Consider the following 18,211-nt stretch of genomic DNA (forward strand, 5'->3'; position numbering starts at 1 on the left):
CATTACCTTATTTTTTGTCCCAATCAGGTGGTAACCAACGGTTAGGAAGATCGGTCGTATTGTCAGGATTTGTATTGGGCGGTATAATATCTACGGGAAAATCTCTATCAAGTTTGGTGATGCCCTCATATTGGTCAAATTCCGGGTATTTTTCATATAAACCGTCTATAACAAACAGTTTATTGCTCTCATAGTCCTGAATCTTCTCATTCTGTTCATCATATTTCCGATAACTGACCTGCCCTGTTTCATCAAAAACAAAATGTAAACGGTAATCTTCATTTTCATTACTATCAGAACTAAAATTATAATACCAGATCTCCCGAAGAAAAAGTGTTCTATCTTCTTTCACCTCATGAAATAAATAGGTTAAATAGCGACGTCCAACCTGGTCTAAAAAGTTCACTCCAACATGTTTATTTCTGGGTACGATGGTCACATAGCTATCCGGAATAGCTTCATTATCTCCAAAGACACAAAACTCGTAATGTAACAGATCAAGATGATTCTGTTTTGCTACATCTAAAGCCGACAGTTGTCCTTTTTGAACTTTTGCTTTATTCTTAGTGCCGTTTGAAGCATCTAATTTGGTTTGAGTCCCAGCTTCCGTATTCAGTTCCTTATAGCTTTCTAACCAGTTTTGATATTTAATAGTCATATTCCTTATTTGTATATATTTCCAAACACATCCCGAATTTTAACACCTGCTTCCTTAGCATGCTGCAATACTTCCTTAGAAATCTGTCCTGCTTGTTGTGGAACTTCGAGTATCATTTCCCCAGCAAGTTCCTTTCCTCCTTTAGCGATTGCATCACCATTTCTGGCAGTTTCCCTTATAGCCGTACCCGGAGAATATTTTGAAACCATTTCATCTATATATTTTTTTGCCGTGTCTTCGCTAACTTTTGTCAACTGAGTGAATTTCCTTGAAACGATCTCTTTACCCGGGATGTAACTGTCTAACCTTTTCCCTGATTCGAGTACTACTTCATTAAAACCGCCCATACGTTTATAAAACTGCTCACGTATAAAATTAAAGTAATTACCCTTAGCCATTCTCGCAAGCCAATCTGGTAAATGCTTAATCTGACTTAAACAAGGTCTGGCATTATGCACCAGCCAGGCCAGGATCCCAACAAAGTAAGTATGCCAGCCCTCTACTTCAAAGTTAAAAACTTTCCGCTTTTCGTATAGGAAATTCTGCGCTTTTACCCCTTGCCAATCCCCCTCCTTATTCCTCAACTCATCAGCCTCCGTTAAATCAGCCGCAACTTTCCAGCCCTCTTTCGTAAAGAAGGGATGCTCCGCAGTGGTTTCAATCGTTTCTCCTTCCAGGATCACTTCTACTGTTGCATCTACTTCACGCTCCATTGTTGAAGTAACGGTTTTCAGGGCCACTGCTCCGGTTTCTTCTTCAAAAGCCCAGACTTCATCTCCGACCTCAATATCTTCAATATTCTTGCTCCCTCCTGCCGTATGGACAATTGTGCCCGCTGGAAAACAGGCAAAGACACAAACTTTCATCGTCGCCTTCGCGATGTCATCCACATGTTTTGCAACGCCTTTTGCCAATGCTTTGGCTCCGGCTTTCGTCAGCACTTTTCCGGCAGCTTTTAAGGATGCTTTTGCTGCGGCCTTGATTCCGACCTTCGCTCCGCTCTTTAATGCCGTAGAAGCAGCTGTAGTCGCTCCAAAACTGACCAGACCAGCCACATCCATCGCCAGGAAACCGACATTAGCCAATGCCATCCACCCATTTCCTTTCGCCGTTTCCCGAACGATACCAATGATACTTCCTACGACAGGGATCAGTTCCGCAGTATCCCACCATCCCCATCCTTCATCTTCCGGTTCTTCACTGTTTTCATCCACCATCTTTTCAAGATCTTCCGGACTTACCGGAATCTGGCCGCTGGTCATGAACTCAATCTTTCCACCTACACTGCAAGGTAGTTTAGATTTAAAAAGCAGGGTTTCCTGCCCCTTGATCTTCACTTTATACGTGTCCGTCCAATCTATTGGTGCAGGCATACAAGCAGATCCCGTCACGCTACACACCCCGAAGGATGGAATATTAGCAATGGGAATCTTATCCGACTTAATACAAGCCTTACATCCGTTTATTTTTACATTCTGATTGGCCAGCCCCAGGAAATAATTCGGGGCGGCACCTTTATCGCAATGGCACACCGCTTTATCGACAATATATTCTAATTCTTCTGGCATAGCAATCCGGATTAGGTGATATCAGTATCGTCGGAACTGATCCGGATGGTTGCTCCACCACTCATTTTCACATCGGTTCCATCAATATTAGCTTCTGTCTTACCCGTCACTTTTGCTGCAGCATCCGTACTCTCGATACTCACATCGGTCTTACCGGTTATTGCTACGCCCAAAGTCGTGGCGTCCAAAGTAATCCCTTCCGTATCTGCGGTAGCAGCAATCGTTTTCTTTGCACTGATCGCGATTGTACCTTCTCCGCCCCCCTGTTCACCAGGCTGTGCATTGATTGCGATGCTATTGCTGGCATTGACCACAAAATCCTTCGTATTGATCGTAAATGAATTGGGTGCAGTCAGTGTAACCTGTCCGTTTCCGTGCATCGTAATTACGTTTCCACTCGGATCTTTCACGTTGATACTGCCATTACTATCGTCCAGAATGATCGTATTTCCGCTCCGTGTACTTAAAGCTTTGGTTTTATTCGTCTGTCCGCCACCTGCGCCAATCTTTCCATGATACATGCTTCCCATTACAAAAGGGCGGTTCGGGTCGTTATACCTAAAGCCCACCAGGATCTGATCTCCTACTTCGGGAACAAAGGCAAAACCACGGTTTTTATTCACTTTGTCGCTACTCCCGGCATCTGGCGTCAACACCCGGATCCATTCCGTCTTTTGCGCGCCTTTTTGCCAGAGCATCTGGACCTTAACTCTTCCAATCCCTTTAGGATCATTGTTCTCCACCACTTTGGCCACCTGCGTTTCTGCAATAGGGCTTTTGATATTGTAAACCGGAATCACTTCTGCTCCGGCATCTATCCCATAAAAATGGTTCTGATATTCATGGTTGTTTTTAATCTCATGGGTTACCGACAGCACCAGGTAACTTCCTTCGTCATGTTCTTTAAACTCCAGTCCATCACGCTGTGAATTGATGATTTTCACGATTCCTCCAAGGTTAACCATCGGGTTATCCCCAACTCCGTTAAGTCCGATCAGGTCATTAGATACTGCCGATTTTTTAACTTTCAGAATCTCATCCAATTCCTTTTGCGAAGTGATGCGGTTGCGGAGTGGGGTATCGTTACTGATGTTAAAGATTTCGTCGGATTGTTCTATCGCAAACCGGCTATGCTCGGAGAGGCCTGCGGCATCCGATTTAGGCGTTCCATTATATACCTGATCATCCTCAGAATTATAGGAAAAATTAGAGAAATTCAAGTGGGCAACACGGATAGAGAAATCCATCTGGTCGAGATCCCTGCCATAGATCAGCTGTGTTTCGGTCTGTTTATCCGGCATTCCAAAACATAAAGACTGTCCGTTATAATAAAACCATTCTCCATAAAGGGCAGAGATGCGATTTATAAAATCGAAGCTGCTTTCCTTATACTGGGTAAAATAACCCAATTGTACCTCTCTGCTGACATTGATTTCCATTGGAATTCCTGCCGGACCAGCCACATCATTAATGATCTCTTTGATCCCTTTCTGGTTGAAAGAGCGCATGATTGCTCCGCCATCCAGCTTTATTGTAGGACTATATCCACTCAGCACAAAACCACCGCTTTGGCCATGAACTTTAATCATACTCATTTTAGTAACCAGCCCTTTAAACTTATTGGCCGATTCTCCCAACACAGAAAATAGCTCTATGGTGATGTCTTTTCCCACCCAGGAGCGGGACTGGTAGACATCAAAGTTTCCCGCCTGGCCCAGATCGAACAGGCTCAGGTGGAGTTCAAATTCATGGTGGTTGTTAAAAGATTGCACCAATTTGAGGTAAGTGAAATGCGAAATTGCTTCGCCCTCTATAAAAACTTCTGCTTTTACTTTATTTACTGTAGACATGACGATTCAATTAACATTTAAGTATAAAACCCAGGTTACCTTTATAGGTCATGTTGTAAAATGAAGCAGGTAAAGTCTGCTTTTTTAGATACAACACGATTTCCTCTTCCAGCTTCTTTTTATCTGCCTCGTTCATTGCGGAACAGCTGATGTTTTCAGCTTCTTTCTGCACCGTCTGGATTTTACCTTGCCCATCTACGACAAGAGAAAAACTGAACATGATTTTATCACAGCCAGTACAGTCGGACTTGATCCGTTTAGCAGCCAGAAAAGGGTTAAGGCAATTGGCCATAAAGTCGATATTGATTTCTGTCCAGTCTAATGTTCGTGTTCCTTCGTTTGCCTCCATCGTTGCGCTTTTTTGAGTTTGAGTAGGGTTTAAAGTATCTTTTATTGATGTGATTGCCGGCACGGTATCGCCGTCACCTGCAGGCATTGTTTTGTCCACAGCGAGGCTTTCGCTGGAAGCTGGGCTTTTAGACTGGCATGCGATCAATACACACAACAGGCAGAGCCAAAATGAGCTATATATTTTCATGGTTTTAATCTGAGAAGTAAATGTTTTTTCTTTTTTTGTGTTCAGGAGAAAGGATCTTTTCATATTCGGTCATCGCCTTGATAATGTCGTCCATAGTCTTGCCTTCCAGAAGCTTCGTTAAAATTCTGGAAGCATCTGCGACGACTGAATAATTGGTTCCAAAAAGCACGAGGTTTTCCTTGCTCTTCATGCTGCCATCTGCAGTCCGCACGAGACCATGTTTCCTTGCTTTGTCTTTCACAGACCATTTCCCTCTGATCTCTTCCACATAATCAATCGAAGTACAGGCATTAAAAAACCATACCTGATAGAGATCTTCTCTAAAAAGATTCTTTTTAGAAATGTTTTCCAGGTCATTGTCTTTTCTGGAGGATGCTGCCTTCCGGTATTTCGTGAGGGAGGAAAGGTCGTGGGGTGATTGCTGGGTATTGATTTGACCTTTCAGGTGTGCCGCACTATTGAGTCCGATGATGAAATTCTGCGCACTGCTTTCTTCATCATCGAAATCAGGGCCAATTCCAACGCGGGCATGACCGCTATAGATCACAATTTCTGAGGTCGCAAGGAAAGAAGCAAAGACCTGTGCAGGGGCTTTTTTATGGGAACTGGTCAGGTACACATAGAGGTCAATATCTATGGGCTGGAGGTTTGCAGCAGTAAATTTTTTCCGTAGAAAATAAGTGTCATAGTATGGATCAGCAGCGGCAATCGTCTTTTTGATAAAACGATTGGCTTTCAGGATCGCCACAATCACATTCAATTCATTGGAAAAACCGGGTTTCTCGCCTGCAAATTCATAACCAATGCCAATAGCAATATCCAACCGCCGGTCCCGCAATAATTTTGCGTAATCGATGTTTGCCATAAGATTTTAATTTTAGAAAAAACTAAGCTTTAGGCCAATCTTTAAAATTTCCAGCGTTAGGTGACACCAGCTTTCGGAAATAAAACCGGAGAGGAATGTCAATATTAGGGTGATGAGGGCCCGAAAAGGGCGAATAGGAATGATAGAGCACCTCGTGCTCCTTTCCCGTAAAATTTAATCTCGCTTTGAAAGCCATAGGTTTAAAATTTCAAGGTAAATGGATAATTACCCTAAGATACAAAAATTCTTAATGCACTGACAAAAAGCATATTAAGAAAATATTATTTTTTTTCAATAATGATATTCAAAGTCAATTAAAGGCAATAAGCTCCGGGTACTGATATCAGATATTCCATCACTCAGCACTGGATTATGCTCATTACTAAAAAAACCGTTCGACAAAGTAACCACGTCCTGCTTTAAAGGATATACCGGCGCACCTTCTTTATTGCTTAGCCAGCCGACATAGTCGCTCATGCTGTGGTATGGCCCGCCAGCTACATAAGTGCGACTAATGTAATAGCTCTGCCCCGGAAAAATCTCTACAGGATTTTTGAGGGTAAAGAATTGAATGGAAGAAGTATGTTCCGGCTTTACCAGGCAAGTACCTAATGCCGTTTCCCTGCCTACCTGCCATAAAGAGATGCGGTAGGTAATTCCCGGCTTCCAGGCCTGATACCCCACTTTGGTAATTAAGATCGGTTGCGCTGCATTAAACTGACAAGCATGGGTCTTGAGATCCATGGCTATAATGCTCCGATATCCTTTATCCGACAGGAAGACAGAAATCAGTGTTTTTAGCGCATAAAAGCACATTGGTGCTTCAGGAAACTGCTGGGCCAGGACAGAAAAAGGAATGCCGGCGAGGGAGGAGATCAACTTCTTCATGGTGTTGGTTCTTGGTTTATACTTTCATATCAACCAGGAACAGAAATTGTTACCCCTATCTGTTAATTCAGAGAGAACTCCAGATAAACCGGTACATGATCAGAGATCTTTCTTGCTTCTTTCAGCTCTGTAAAATCCGTATAAAAATGAATAATCCCCGTATCACTGACCTTTAGTTTATCTTCGGGATAATAGAAGTTATCGAATTCCGAAGCCAGACAGTTATCATTGATACAGCGTTGTTTCAGAGAAGTTTTCTGTTTGACCAGCGCTGAGGTATAGCCCATTTTTCTCAAGGGGTTAAATACTGTGTGTGATTGAGGCAGGTTAAAATCACCACAAAAGATCAGGACATCATTTGGGTACAGATCGGGAAGGAATTTAAAATATTTGATTTCCATTTCCGGTTGTTTGGATTTTGGACGTGCATGAAAAGAGCTCAGCGTAAAGGTTTTCTTTCCTGCCCTGAACCTTGCAAAATAAGGCTCTCTTTCGATCAGCAAATTATAATCCTTCTCCAGCCAGGCCTCTCCTACCTTTTGAACTTTGCGGCTTTTCCATATAAAGGCATACCTTTCCTTGCTATACCGATCACTGGAAGTTCCGTGACTAAACGTATACTCCCATGGTGTTCCGCTTCGGTTTAACGCTTCTGCCAGCCTGATGACTGCTTTTGGACCACCATAACCAGCCACTACCTCCTGAATCGCCAGCACATCAAAGCTTTTGACCAAATTGGCAATAAAACTGATCTCCTCATCACTTTTGGACTGACCAAAATCTTTTAAATTCCAGGAGCAGACCCGGATTTTCTGTGCAGAGGCTTGAAAAAAACATAAAACGAACAGGAAAAGCAAGGCATGCCTGCGCATGCGCGAAAAAGACGGCATCAAGGAGATTAAGATTAAAGGTTATTTAATGGTATTTAGTTTCATGCTCTTCATGACAAAGAAGAATCCGACGGAGGTTAACAAGAGTACAATTGCCGTTCCCCACCACAGTATAGGAAAACCATATACTGCTGCCACACGTGTTCCGATGAATGGAGAAAAGACATGGGCTGCGGAAACAGAAAGTGCATTGATGCCCATATAGGCGCCTCTGGTTTTTATCGTAGAGCGTTGCAGCGTAATCGTAGCCATAAAAGGCATCGCCAGAATTTCCGCCAGACAAAGTACAAACATCGCCGTATATAGGACCCACATTCCATGCGCCAGGTTAAGGATCAAAAAAGAAAAGCCGCAGAGTAAAGTTCCCAGCACGATGATGTCTCTTGGCGACAACCGTTTCTCTGCCAGGTGAACCAGCAGCATTTCCAACAGAAAAACGACCACTCCACTAAAGGCCAGGATCACACCAATGTTCGCTTCAGTCATCTGATATACTTCCCTGTAATATAGTGGAAGCGTACTTAAAAGCTGGAAAAAGCAAATGGTAAAGATGGAACAGAGGATGCTGAACAACATAAAAAGAACATCCTTATAAGGCGAGCGTTCTTTTACCTCCGTTTTCTCCATAGCCACTTCGGATGCCTTCTTCTCATTTCCTTTTCTATTTCTAAAATAAATGAAGAACAAAATGGCAGAGAAAAATGCAGCAACAGCATTTCCATAAAACAAAAAGGTATAAGAAATCGCGGCCAGGAACCCTCCCAATGCGGGACCAATGGAAAAACCAAGGTTCATCGCCATCCGGTTCAGTGAGAACGAACGGATGATGTTATCAGGTTTGGAATAATAGGCAATAGATACAGAGTTTGCCGGTCTGAATGTTTCAGAGATCAGACTTAACACAAATACACCAACGGCCAGTTTCACCACTGTATTGAGCTCCGGAAGCAGGAAAAACATGGGAACGGTAAGGATCAGGCTAAAAAGCTGCACTTTAAAATGTCCCACTTTGTCTGTCAGCCATCCTCCGGCAAAAGAACCAGCCACGGCGCCAATTCCAAAACAGCTCAGGACAGTTCCCGTATCCTCTAATGAAAAACTCAAATGATTGATCATATAGACCCCAAGGAAGGGAATCACCATTGCCCCACTCCTGTTGATCAGCATTACCAATGCCAGCATCCATGCAGGTGCTGACAACCCGCGGTAAGCATCTAAATATAAACGTAAAAACTCCTTCATCTAATCTCGGCTATCTAATTTTAATGCCTGTTGTAAAATGCTTTCGATCATTGCTACGTCCAGGTCTTTATTTGGGTCTGTCAAAAGTATTTTCATTCTTGCCCGTTTTTCTGTGAGCAATTCGGGATGATCCAGTTTATTTCCATTGGCCATTCCAATATAAGGTTGCCCGTATTTCTTATGAATCCAGAGGTAACAGTACATTTTACCTTTGAAATAGAAAAAAGGCATCCCATATTTCCATTCGGTAGTGATCCGGGGATCCTGCTTTAAGATCAGGTCTCTCAGCGTCAGTAAACATCCTCTTATGGGTTCTTCTTTATTGAAATAAAAGTTGTCCAGGGGAGTAAGCATGCCGATCGATTGAAATATCTTTCTGAAGACGCGAATTTAAGAAGAAATAATTGCCTTTCGGGCCTGAAAAAGTAATCATTATTAGAAAAACGGATAAAGTTCTAAGAATGATCGGGAAAAAGTTCCGCCCTGCTGCGCTGTATTGTTTTAAAACGAACTGTTATTAAAAAAACGGACAAACAACTGAACACAAAGCACTTACATGACAAATATTCAGTATAAGTCACTATTTATCAGTCAATTAGTCATCTGATTTCAAAATCAACCGACATAATTTCCGATATTTCCTGAAAGAACAATATGGCATTTACTTTGTTAATCTGCTGGTATGAACTTCAACAACTTTACTATAAAAGCACAGGAGGCGATTCAACAGGCTTCTGAAATAGCTCAGGGCAACCAGCAACAAGCTATTGAAACAGCACACATCCTAAAGGGGCTGCTTACTGTTGATGAAAATGTAGTTTCTTATGTTTTAAAGAAATTAAATGTAAACCTAAATGTGTTAAGTCAGCATTTAGACAGTCAGATTGCCAAATTTCCAAAAGTGAGTGGCAGCAGTCCGTATTTAACTTCGGGGAGCAATTCTGCTTTACAAAAAGCACAGTCCTACCTGAAGGAATTTAAGGATGAATTTGTTTCCGTAGAGCACTTATTATTGGGTTTACTCTCGGTAAATGACCAGACTTCAAAATTATTAAAAGATCAGGGCGTGACCGAGAAAGACCTGAAAAAGGCGATTGTTGCCTTGAGAGGCTCGAGTCATGTAACCGATCAGAATGCAGAAGCGACTTACAACGCGCTAAACAAATACGCCAGAAACCTGAATGAATATGCAGAATCAGGAAAGCTGGATCCGGTAATCGGCCGTGATGAGGAGATCCGCAGGGTGATCCAGATTCTTTCGAGACGGACCAAGAACAACCCGATTCTGATTGGCGAGCCGGGGGTAGGTAAAACTGCCATTGCTGAGGGAATTGCTTTCCGGATCATTAAAGGAGATGTTCCCTCGAACCTGAAAACAAAAACCGTTTTCTCTTTAGATATGGGTGCCTTAATTGCAGGAGCTAAATATAAAGGGGAATTTGAAGAACGTTTAAAAGCGGTGGTAAAAGAGGTGACACAAAGTGATGGAGATATCATCCTTTTCATCGATGAAATACATACCCTGGTAGGTGCAGGTGGTGGCGAAGGTGCCATGGATGCGGCAAACATCTTAAAACCGGCATTGGCACGTGGAGAATTGCGTGCGATTGGTGCAACAACCTTAGATGAGTATCAAAAATATTTAGAAAAGGATAAAGCATTGGAGCGTCGTTTCCAGAAAGTAATGGTAGATGAGCCGGATACTCAGGATGCGATTTCCATTCTCCGCGGATTAAAGGAGCGCTATGAGACTCACCATAAGGTACGGATTAAAGATGAAGCGATCATTGCTGCCGTAGAATTGTCGCAACGTTATATTGCAGACCGTTTTTTACCGGATAAAGCCATCGATTTGATGGATGAGGCGGCTTCTAAATTGAGACTGGAAATGGACAGTGTTCCTGAAAATGTGGATGAACTGGACCGCAAGATTATGCAGCTGGAAATTGAGCGCGAAGCGATCAAAAGAGAAAATGACGATAAAAAAGTAAAATCCCTTGGAGAGGAAATCGCGAACCTGTCTGCCGAACGTGATGAGCTAAAGGCCAAATGGCAAAGTGAAAAAGACCTGGTAGATGGGATAAATACGGAAATTGAGCAGATAGAAAACTATAAACTGGAAGCAGAACAGGCGGAACGTGCAGGTGATTACGGAAAGGTGGCTGAGCTTCGGTACGGGAAAGTAAAAGAATCGCAAGACAAAGTAGAAAAGCTGAAAGCAGAGCTGGAAGGTCATCAGACGGAAAGCAGAATGCTGAAAGAAGAAGTGACTGCAGATGATATCGCTGGTGTGGTAGCACGATGGACCGGTATTCCGGTAACGAAACTGGTTTCCAGTGAAAGGGAAAAACTACTTCATCTGGAGGATGAGCTACACAAACGTGTGGCGGGTCAGGATGAAGCCATCGAAGCAATTTCGGATGCGATCCGCAGGTCAAGGGCCGGATTACAGGATAAGCGCAAGCCTATTGGCTCGTTCATATTCCTTGGAACAACCGGGGTTGGTAAAACGGAGTTGGCTAAAGCATTGGCAGAATTCTTATTTAACGACGAGAATGCGATGACGCGGATAGATATGAGTGAATATCAGGAACGTCATGCAGTATCCAGGTTAATCGGAGCGCCTCCGGGATATGTAGGTTATGATGAAGGTGGACAATTAACGGAAGCAGTACGTAGAAAACCATATTCGGTAGTCTTATTGGATGAGATTGAAAAAGCCCATCCTGATGTGTTCAATATCCTCTTACAAGTATTGGATGATGGACGTTTAACGGACAACAAAGGACGTGTGGTTAACTTTAAAAATACGATCATCATCATGACTTCCAATATTGGTTCTCATTTGATTCAGGATAACTTCAAGAGTCTGGATGATGAAAACCGCGATGAAGTGATTGCAAAGACCAAAAACGAGCTGTTTGAATTGTTAAAACAAACCATCAGACCGGAGTTTTTAAACCGGATTGACGAGCTGATCATGTTCACGCCATTGAACCGCAGCGAAATCAGGAACATTGTTGACCTACAGTTTAAACATGTACAGGAAACATTAGCGGAGATGGGTGTCGAGATTGAAGCCTCTGTAGAAGCACTGGATTGGCTGGCAGAGTTGGGTTATGATCCTCAGTTTGGTGCAAGGCCATTAAAACGTGTCATTCAGAAAAGGATTTTGAATGAATTATCTAAGGAAATATTATCCGGAAAGATTGATAAAGACAGTAAAATCAAACTTGATACATTTGATCACAAATTTGTTTTTCTAAACAACGAATAAGGTTAAAAAACATCATTTTTAGTCCTATCCATTTAAAAAAAAGGCCGGTCGGGAATTTGGTTTCCTGACCGGCCTTTCTTTTGCCGGCAAACGCCTATATATTATAGTTGATATCGCATTGAAATTCTCGAAAATTGTTTCCTGATTTATTTTTTTGCTTCAATATTAGGAAGGAAACCTGTCAGCAATCCGATCAACGGAAGAAAAGAACAAACATGGAATACGTATTCAATACTTGTACTATCGGCCAGTTTCCCAAGCAATGCAGAACCTATTCCTCCCATTCCAAAGGCAAAACCAAAGAACAGACCGGCTACCAATCCGACTTTTCCCGGTATCAGCTCCTGAGCATATACCAGGATCGCAGAGAAGGCTGAGGCTAAGATCATCCCTATCGGAACAATCAGCACCCCTGTCCAGAATAAATTCGCATAAGGCAGCATCAGGGCAAAAGGAGCTGTCCCCAGGATGGAAAACCAGATGACATATTTACGGCCAAAGCGATCTCCAACCGGGCCGCCAACCAAGGTTCCTGCAGCCACAGAGAAGAGGAACACAAACAGGTAAATCTGTGAACTCTGAACCGATACCTGAAACTTATCTATCACGTAAAAGGTAAAATAACTCGTCAGACTGGCCATATAAAAATACTTGGAGAAGATCAGCACCAATAAGATCGCTACTGCAAAAATCACTTTCTTTCTGGAGAACGTATTGACCACTGTTTCTACTTTGGCACCTTGTTTTGCTTTTTTCAGCATGTAACCTTTATACCAGTTTCCTACTCTGCTTAAAATCAGAATCGCCAGTAAGGCAATCAATGAGAACCAGATTACGCTAAATTGTCCATAAGGAACAATGATCCAGGCGGCCAGCAATGGCCCCAGAGAACTACCGGCATTTCCTCCCAACTGGAAGATCGATTGCGCCAAGCCTCTTCGTCCACCTGAAGCAGCATGTGCCATTCTGGAGGCCTCAGGATGAAAAATTGAGGAGCCTGTTCCGATTAAGGCAACAGAAGCAAGCATCATATAAAACCCACTGGAAACAGAGAGAATTACCAGGCCAAGCAAGGTAAAGCCCATACCTATTGCCAGCGAATAAGGTTGTGGTTTTTTATCGGTATACATCCCGACAAATGGCTGAAACAGAGAAGCTGCCATCTGGAAGGTCAGCGTAATCAGTCCAATTTGAGAAAAACTAAGGTGATAACTTTCTTTGATCACCGGATAAATGGCGGGGATCAAAGATTGAATGGTATCGTTTAATAAGTGCGAAAAACTAATGGCAAAGAGGATCGGGAAGACAGTATTTTCAACCATTTTCCCCGTGGAAGGAGCAGTATTCATGTCAAAATTAATGTTAACCACAAAGATATAAAATGTTTTGTTTAAGGTTTTGCTAATTTTATTAGATAAAATAGCAGGAATAACAAACCTTTTCTATTTGGAATTGTTATTAAGATCAAGTCATCAAATCAATAAATACATGAAAATCGCTTATATTTCTTCTTATCCACCGCGTGAATGTGGGATTGCTACGTTTAATCATAACCTCCTTCGGGCAATAGGCCATGATAAAGTCGCCGTATCCGACGATAGCTTTGTCGTGGCGATGAATGATGCGGAGGGTCTGGATGAATATGAATACCCTAAAGAAGTAAAATACATCATCCGTCAGGAAAACCAGAAAGATTATGCCCGTGCAGCTGACTATATCAATACCAGTCTGGCCGATGCCTGTATTCTGGAACATGAATTCGGAATTTACGGAGGTGAAAGTGGTGTTTACATCCTTCCGCTGATTGCCCGGTTGAAAAAACCGCTGATCACCATTTTCCATACGATCTTAAAAGATCCCAACTACATGCAACTGACCATCATCAGGGAAATTGCAAAACACTCCTCCAGAATTGTGGTGATGAGCCATAGGGCCGTAGGATTTTTAACCAGCATTTACGGAATTCCTTTTTCAAAAATACAGCTGATAGAGCATGGCGTTCCGGATTTGGAAGCGAAAACGGAAAATCCGGTGAAACAATCCCTGGCCTTCAAGAATAGAAAAGTGTTGTTCACCTTCGGCCTGATCAGCAGAAATAAAGGCCTGGAAACAGTGATAGAAGCTTTACCTGCCATTGTTGCCCAACATCCGGATGTCATGTACGTGATTCTTGGAACGACCCATCCAGGAGTGGTTAAAAACTCCGGTGAAGAATACCGCGACAATTTAAAACGGCTTGCAAAAAAGCTCAACGTAGAAGCCAATCTTACTTTTATCAATAAATTTGTTTCTGAAGAAGAACTGTTCGACTACCTTACCGCAGCAGATATGTACATCACGCCTTACCTCAATGAGGCGCAGATCACAAGCGGAACGTTGTCCTATGCGGTAGGTTCAGGTGCAGCAGTGATTTCTACCCCTTACTGGCACGCACAGGAATTACTGGCCGAGGACAGGGGGAGATTGTTTGATTTCAGAGACTCGGAAGGCCTTGCCCTCATCGTAAATGAATTGTTTGCGGATAAAGAAAAACTACAGTTGCTAAAATCCAATGCTTACGAATACGGTTTACATTTACGCTGGCCAAGTACAGGGCAGGTCTTTATCGATGTACTGGAAGAAGCCGTTTCCAAATACCTGTCGGAAATGGAAAAAGCCGGAAAGCAAATCATCGAACCGGACATGATGCCTGCATTTAGTCTCGCCCATGTGCGCCGTTTGACAGATGATACAGGAATCGTTCAACATGCTAAATATGGCATTCCAAATCTGAAAGAGGGCTATTGTGTAGATGACAATTCCCGGGCATTGATCCTGGCCATCCTCGCCTATCAGCAAAACAAAAGTAAAGTTGCGCTGGACCTTCTTCCAATTTACTTAAGTTTTATTCAATACATGCAGTCTGAGGACGGAAATTTCAGAAATTTCCTGAGCTTCAAAAGAGAATACCTGGATGAGGTCGGCTCTGAAGATTCCTTTGGGCGAACCATCTGGGCGTTAGGCTACCTCATCAGCAATGCACCAAACAATTCTTACCGGGAATTTGCTAAAGATCTTTTCTTGAAATCTGCCAGTCATTTTAAAAACTTAACCCACCTGAGGGGGATCGCCAACACCATTATCGGGTTGGCCAAATACATGGAAGCACATCCTTATGACGAGCATATCCGGGAACAAATGGACTTATTGGTGGCTCCCCTGAAGGCTTCCTATAAAGTACATAAGACCAGTGAATGGCATTGGTTTGAAGAAAAAATGACCTATGACAATGGTATTCTTCCACTTGCATTATTCTCCTATTATGAGGTCAGTAAGGATCAGGAATCTCTGGACATCGGTTTGGAAAGTATGGAGTTTCTATCCAAAAAAACACTCGCCGATGGCTATTTAAATCCGGTAGGCAATGACGGCTGGCTCTTTAAGGAAAATCCGGAAATGGCCTTGTATGACCAGCAGGCTATAGAAACTATGGCTATGGTATTGATGTATTTCAAAGCCTATGAGATTACGCAGAACCTGCTTTACATCAAAGAAATGTATTTGTGCTATCAGTGGTTTCTGGGAGAAAACAGTTTGCACCTGCCATTATATGATCATGAAACCAAAGGTTGTGGCGATGGCTTGCAACCACATGGGGTGAATCGCAATCAAGGTGCAGAAAGTACCCTTGCTTATTGGATTTCACACCTGATGGTGCTGCAGGCTTTAGAATCAGAGTATGAATATATTCCAAGCGGAGATTTGTTTTCTCTTCAAAAAGAAGTCAATAATCCATCGATATAAGTATGAAGATCGCGGTATTGGCGCCTGTAGCCTGGAGAACTCCTCCCAGGCATTACGGGCCATGGGAACAAATGGCTTCCAACTTAACGGAGGGACTATCAAAAGCAGGAATTGAAGTCACACTTTTTGCCACAGGCGATTCCATTACGTCGGGAAAGCTGGATGCAGTAATCGGGAAAGGTTACGAAGAAAACAGGGATCAGGATGCGAAAGTGGTAGAATGTTTGCACATCAGCAACCTCATGGAGAAAGCCGGCGATTTCGACCTGATCCACAACCACTATGATTTTCTTCCCCTGAGTTATTCCGGTTTAATCAAAACACCGATGATCACTACTATTCATGGATTTTCTTCAGAAAAGATCATTCCTGTTTATCAAAAATACAATGACCGTGGATATTATGTTTCGATCAGTGATTCCGACCGGCACCCTTCCCTTAACTACTTAAAAACGGTCTATAATGGAATTGACACTTCTGCCTTTATCTTTAATGACCATCCTGAAGACTATCTTTTGTTCTTTGGGCGGATTCACCCCGATAAAGGGACCGCTGAAGCGATTCAAATTGCCATTCAAAGTGGACGCAAACTCCTCATCGCAGGGATTATCCAGGATCAGGACTATTTCAATACACGCATAGCACCGTTTTTAAACGCCGACATTGAATTTTTAGGCTCAGCGGGCCCGGAACAACGGAATGATCTTTTAAGAGGCGCCAGCGCTTTATTACACCCCATCAGCTTTGAAGAGCCTTTCGGATTGAGTGTTGCTGAGGCCATGCTTTGCGGAACTCCGGTGATCGCGTATCACAGAGGCTCCATGCCAGAGTTGATCAAACACGGAAAAACAGGATTTCTGGTAAAAGAGGTGGAAGGGGCGGTAGCTTCGGTTGCACAACTGGGTACCATTGACAGGGCTGAATGCCGGGAATGGGCAATGAGTCGCTTTTCTCAGGAAAGGATGGTAAAGGACTACATCAGCCTCTACCATCAAATTTTAGCGGTTACTTCTTAGTTTCTTCTTTCATTGCTTCTGCTTTTTCCCTGGCTGCAATGGCACAGGCAGAGCTTTTCAATTTGTCGAGCACCAGTTCAATCTTTACAGAGGCAAACGAAGAGCAATAATCCGACAATCCGTAGGGAATGATCAGCTCATCGTTATGAATAATAGAACCACAGGAATACAATACATTAGGCACATAACCTTCCCGTTCATCCGTATTTGGAACCACCAATGGCTCATCTAATCTGCCAATCTCAATGGAGGGATCATCCAGGTTAAACAAGCTGGCACCTAAACAGTAGCGGCGCATCGGCCCTACTCCATGAGTAATCACCAGCCAGCCATCTTTTGTTTCGATCGGAGAACCACAATTTCCAATCTGGATAAATTCCCAGGGGAACATTGGCGATTGCAGCTTTACAGGATTATCCCATACGGTTAACTTATCTGAATACATGAGGTAATTGTTCCAGCCGTCAATTCTGGACATCATGGCGTACTTCCCGTTTATTTTGCGCGGGAAAAGGGCAAGGTTTTTATTTTGTGCACCAACCCCGTGTAAAGGGCTGATTTTAAAGTCATAGAAATCTGTGGTTTGAAGGAGCTTCGGCATGATCATCGCCCCGTCAAAAGCAGTATAGGTGGCGTAATAAATCACAGAACCATCACTTTTCACAAAACGTACAAAGCGTGCGTCTTCAATTCCCTTACGTTCAAATTCTGAGATGGGAAAGATGACGCGGTCGGAAATATCTGTATCTCTGGAGAAACTAATCTCATGATAGGTATCAGAAAGCCATAGAATCTTATCATATTCCAACTTCCTAAGATCATCTTCCTGAAGGCTTTTAGTGTCCAGAATGATCCTTCTTAAAGTCGCATAATCAAACTTTTCTTCCAGTTTTTTGCCGAGCTCATCGAGGATCTCAATATCAATCTTAGAATCTGCAGCCTTTTTCAGAAACAGTTTCTTGTTGTAGACTGCATTTTTAATCACCTCCGCTTCGTCAATATAGTTTCCGGCAGGAATTACCGTGATGTTATTATCTCTGTCTATGAGGGCTCTGCGGAAGACTACAGAAGAAATATGCCCCTCACCTACTGCTCTAAAGCTGATGATGACTCTTTTTTCTCCTTCTACCAGTTCAGACTGGTCAGGATCTTCTACAATAGACGGGTTAAAAAACGCCGCCGATTCTATGGAATATTCATGTGTAAAATATGAACCAATGAGCAAGCGCTGATATTTGTCCAGAGATTCGGGATCAAAACCAGCATTATTAATGGCATTGATGACCTTCTTACAATGTCTTGTTAAGATTTTGGTAATGTTTCTATGTCGTTTGGAATATTCCTGCAATAAAGGGGAAATGATTCCAAAGACCTCCTGGTCGGAAAGCGCCATGACATGTTTCACAACTTCTACTGCTCTTTCGTCTCCATTAAAAAAGAAACGCGCGATCACTCGTTTTGGATCAGGATATACTTTAACCGGTTTTCGTTCTACTAATAATCTCATGTGTTATTAACGTTTCAGAAGGGTAAAAAGGTTTTATGAATTTAGAATTATTTTCAAATAAAACAATCTTGAATTCTAATGTTTGCTTTTTAGCGCATCCATTTTGTCAGGATTTGTGTCAAAAAGCGT

Annotated in this window: 14 protein-coding genes; 3 read left to right on the forward strand and 11 right to left on the reverse strand. The window is 42.7% G+C overall.

The window, feature by feature from the left end:
- Positions 1-7: 7 nt before the first annotated feature.
- The 9 genes from AAFF35_RS21825 to AAFF35_RS21865 form a co-directional block, all read right to left on the reverse strand.
- The gene (locus AAFF35_RS21825) at positions 8-658 is read right to left on the reverse strand and encodes a hypothetical protein (protein ID WP_342328656.1); all 651 of its coding nucleotides are present in this window, start codon (positions 656-658) and stop codon (positions 8-10) included.
- Between the two features lie 5 nt (positions 659-663).
- Entirely contained in the window at positions 664-2,226 is a 1,563-nt protein-coding gene (locus tag AAFF35_RS21830) for a polymorphic toxin-type HINT domain-containing protein (protein ID WP_342328657.1), read from the reverse strand.
- A gap of 11 nt (positions 2,227-2,237) precedes the next feature.
- Positions 2,238-4,076 carry a phage baseplate assembly protein V gene (locus tag AAFF35_RS21835; protein ID WP_342328658.1) on the reverse strand — a complete coding sequence of 613 codons (1,839 nt, stop codon included), beginning with the start codon at positions 4,074-4,076 and terminating at the stop codon, positions 2,238-2,240.
- 10 nt (positions 4,077-4,086) lie between these two features.
- Complete coding sequence (locus tag AAFF35_RS21840) at positions 4,087-4,614, reverse strand: hypothetical protein (RefSeq protein WP_342328659.1); 528 nt, start codon at positions 4,612-4,614, stop codon at positions 4,087-4,089.
- A gap of 4 nt (positions 4,615-4,618) precedes the next feature.
- Complete coding sequence (locus tag AAFF35_RS21845; RefSeq protein ID WP_342328660.1) at positions 4,619-5,479, reverse strand: hypothetical protein; 861 nt, start codon at positions 5,477-5,479, stop codon at positions 4,619-4,621.
- A gap of 291 nt (positions 5,480-5,770) precedes the next feature.
- Positions 5,771-6,367, reverse strand: a complete 597-nt coding sequence (locus tag AAFF35_RS21850; RefSeq protein WP_342328661.1) for a hypothetical protein — start codon at positions 6,365-6,367, stop codon at positions 5,771-5,773.
- Between the two features lie 62 nt (positions 6,368-6,429).
- Positions 6,430-7,257, reverse strand: a complete 828-nt coding sequence (locus AAFF35_RS21855; protein ID WP_342328662.1) for an endonuclease/exonuclease/phosphatase family protein — start codon at positions 7,255-7,257, stop codon at positions 6,430-6,432.
- A gap of 21 nt (positions 7,258-7,278) precedes the next feature.
- Positions 7,279-8,499: an MFS transporter gene (locus AAFF35_RS21860; RefSeq protein ID WP_342328663.1), complete on the reverse strand. Its 1,221-nt coding sequence runs from the start codon at positions 8,497-8,499 to the stop codon at positions 7,279-7,281.
- A complete protein-coding gene (locus AAFF35_RS21865; RefSeq protein WP_342328664.1) occupies positions 8,500-8,853 on the reverse strand; it encodes a DUF1801 domain-containing protein in 354 nt (117 codons plus the stop codon).
- A gap of 328 nt (positions 8,854-9,181) precedes the next feature.
- On the opposite strand from AAFF35_RS21865, the gene clpB reads away from it, so the two are divergent.
- Positions 9,182-11,776: an ATP-dependent chaperone ClpB gene (gene clpB / locus AAFF35_RS21870; RefSeq protein ID WP_342328665.1), complete on the forward strand. Its 2,595-nt coding sequence runs from the start codon at positions 9,182-9,184 to the stop codon at positions 11,774-11,776.
- Positions 11,777-11,922: 146 nt separating this feature from the next.
- Here the strand turns inward: clpB and AAFF35_RS21875 are convergent, their stop codons facing one another.
- Entirely contained in the window at positions 11,923-13,125 is a 1,203-nt protein-coding gene (locus tag AAFF35_RS21875) for an MFS transporter (protein ID WP_342328666.1), read from the reverse strand.
- Positions 13,126-13,264: 139 nt separating this feature from the next.
- On the opposite strand from AAFF35_RS21875, the gene AAFF35_RS21880 reads away from it, so the two are divergent.
- The gene (locus AAFF35_RS21880; protein WP_342328667.1) at positions 13,265-15,559 is read left to right on the forward strand and encodes a glycosyltransferase family 4 protein; all 2,295 of its coding nucleotides are present in this window, start codon (positions 13,265-13,267) and stop codon (positions 15,557-15,559) included.
- 2 nt (positions 15,560-15,561) lie between these two features.
- Positions 15,562-16,575, forward strand: a complete 1,014-nt coding sequence (locus AAFF35_RS21885; protein WP_342328668.1) for a glycosyltransferase family 4 protein — start codon at positions 15,562-15,564, stop codon at positions 16,573-16,575.
- Here AAFF35_RS21885 and AAFF35_RS21890 read toward each other — a convergent pair.
- Positions 16,565-18,082 carry a glycoside hydrolase family 130 protein gene (locus AAFF35_RS21890; RefSeq protein WP_342328669.1) on the reverse strand — a complete coding sequence of 506 codons (1,518 nt, stop codon included), beginning with the start codon at positions 18,080-18,082 and terminating at the stop codon, positions 16,565-16,567. The two genes, AAFF35_RS21885 and AAFF35_RS21890, sit on opposite strands and share 11 nt — an antisense overlap.
- Positions 18,083-18,211: the final 129 nt, after the last annotated feature.

The organism is Pedobacter sp. FW305-3-2-15-E-R2A2, from assembly GCF_038446955.1.
Taxonomy (GTDB): Bacteria; Bacteroidota; Bacteroidia; order Sphingobacteriales; family Sphingobacteriaceae; genus Pedobacter.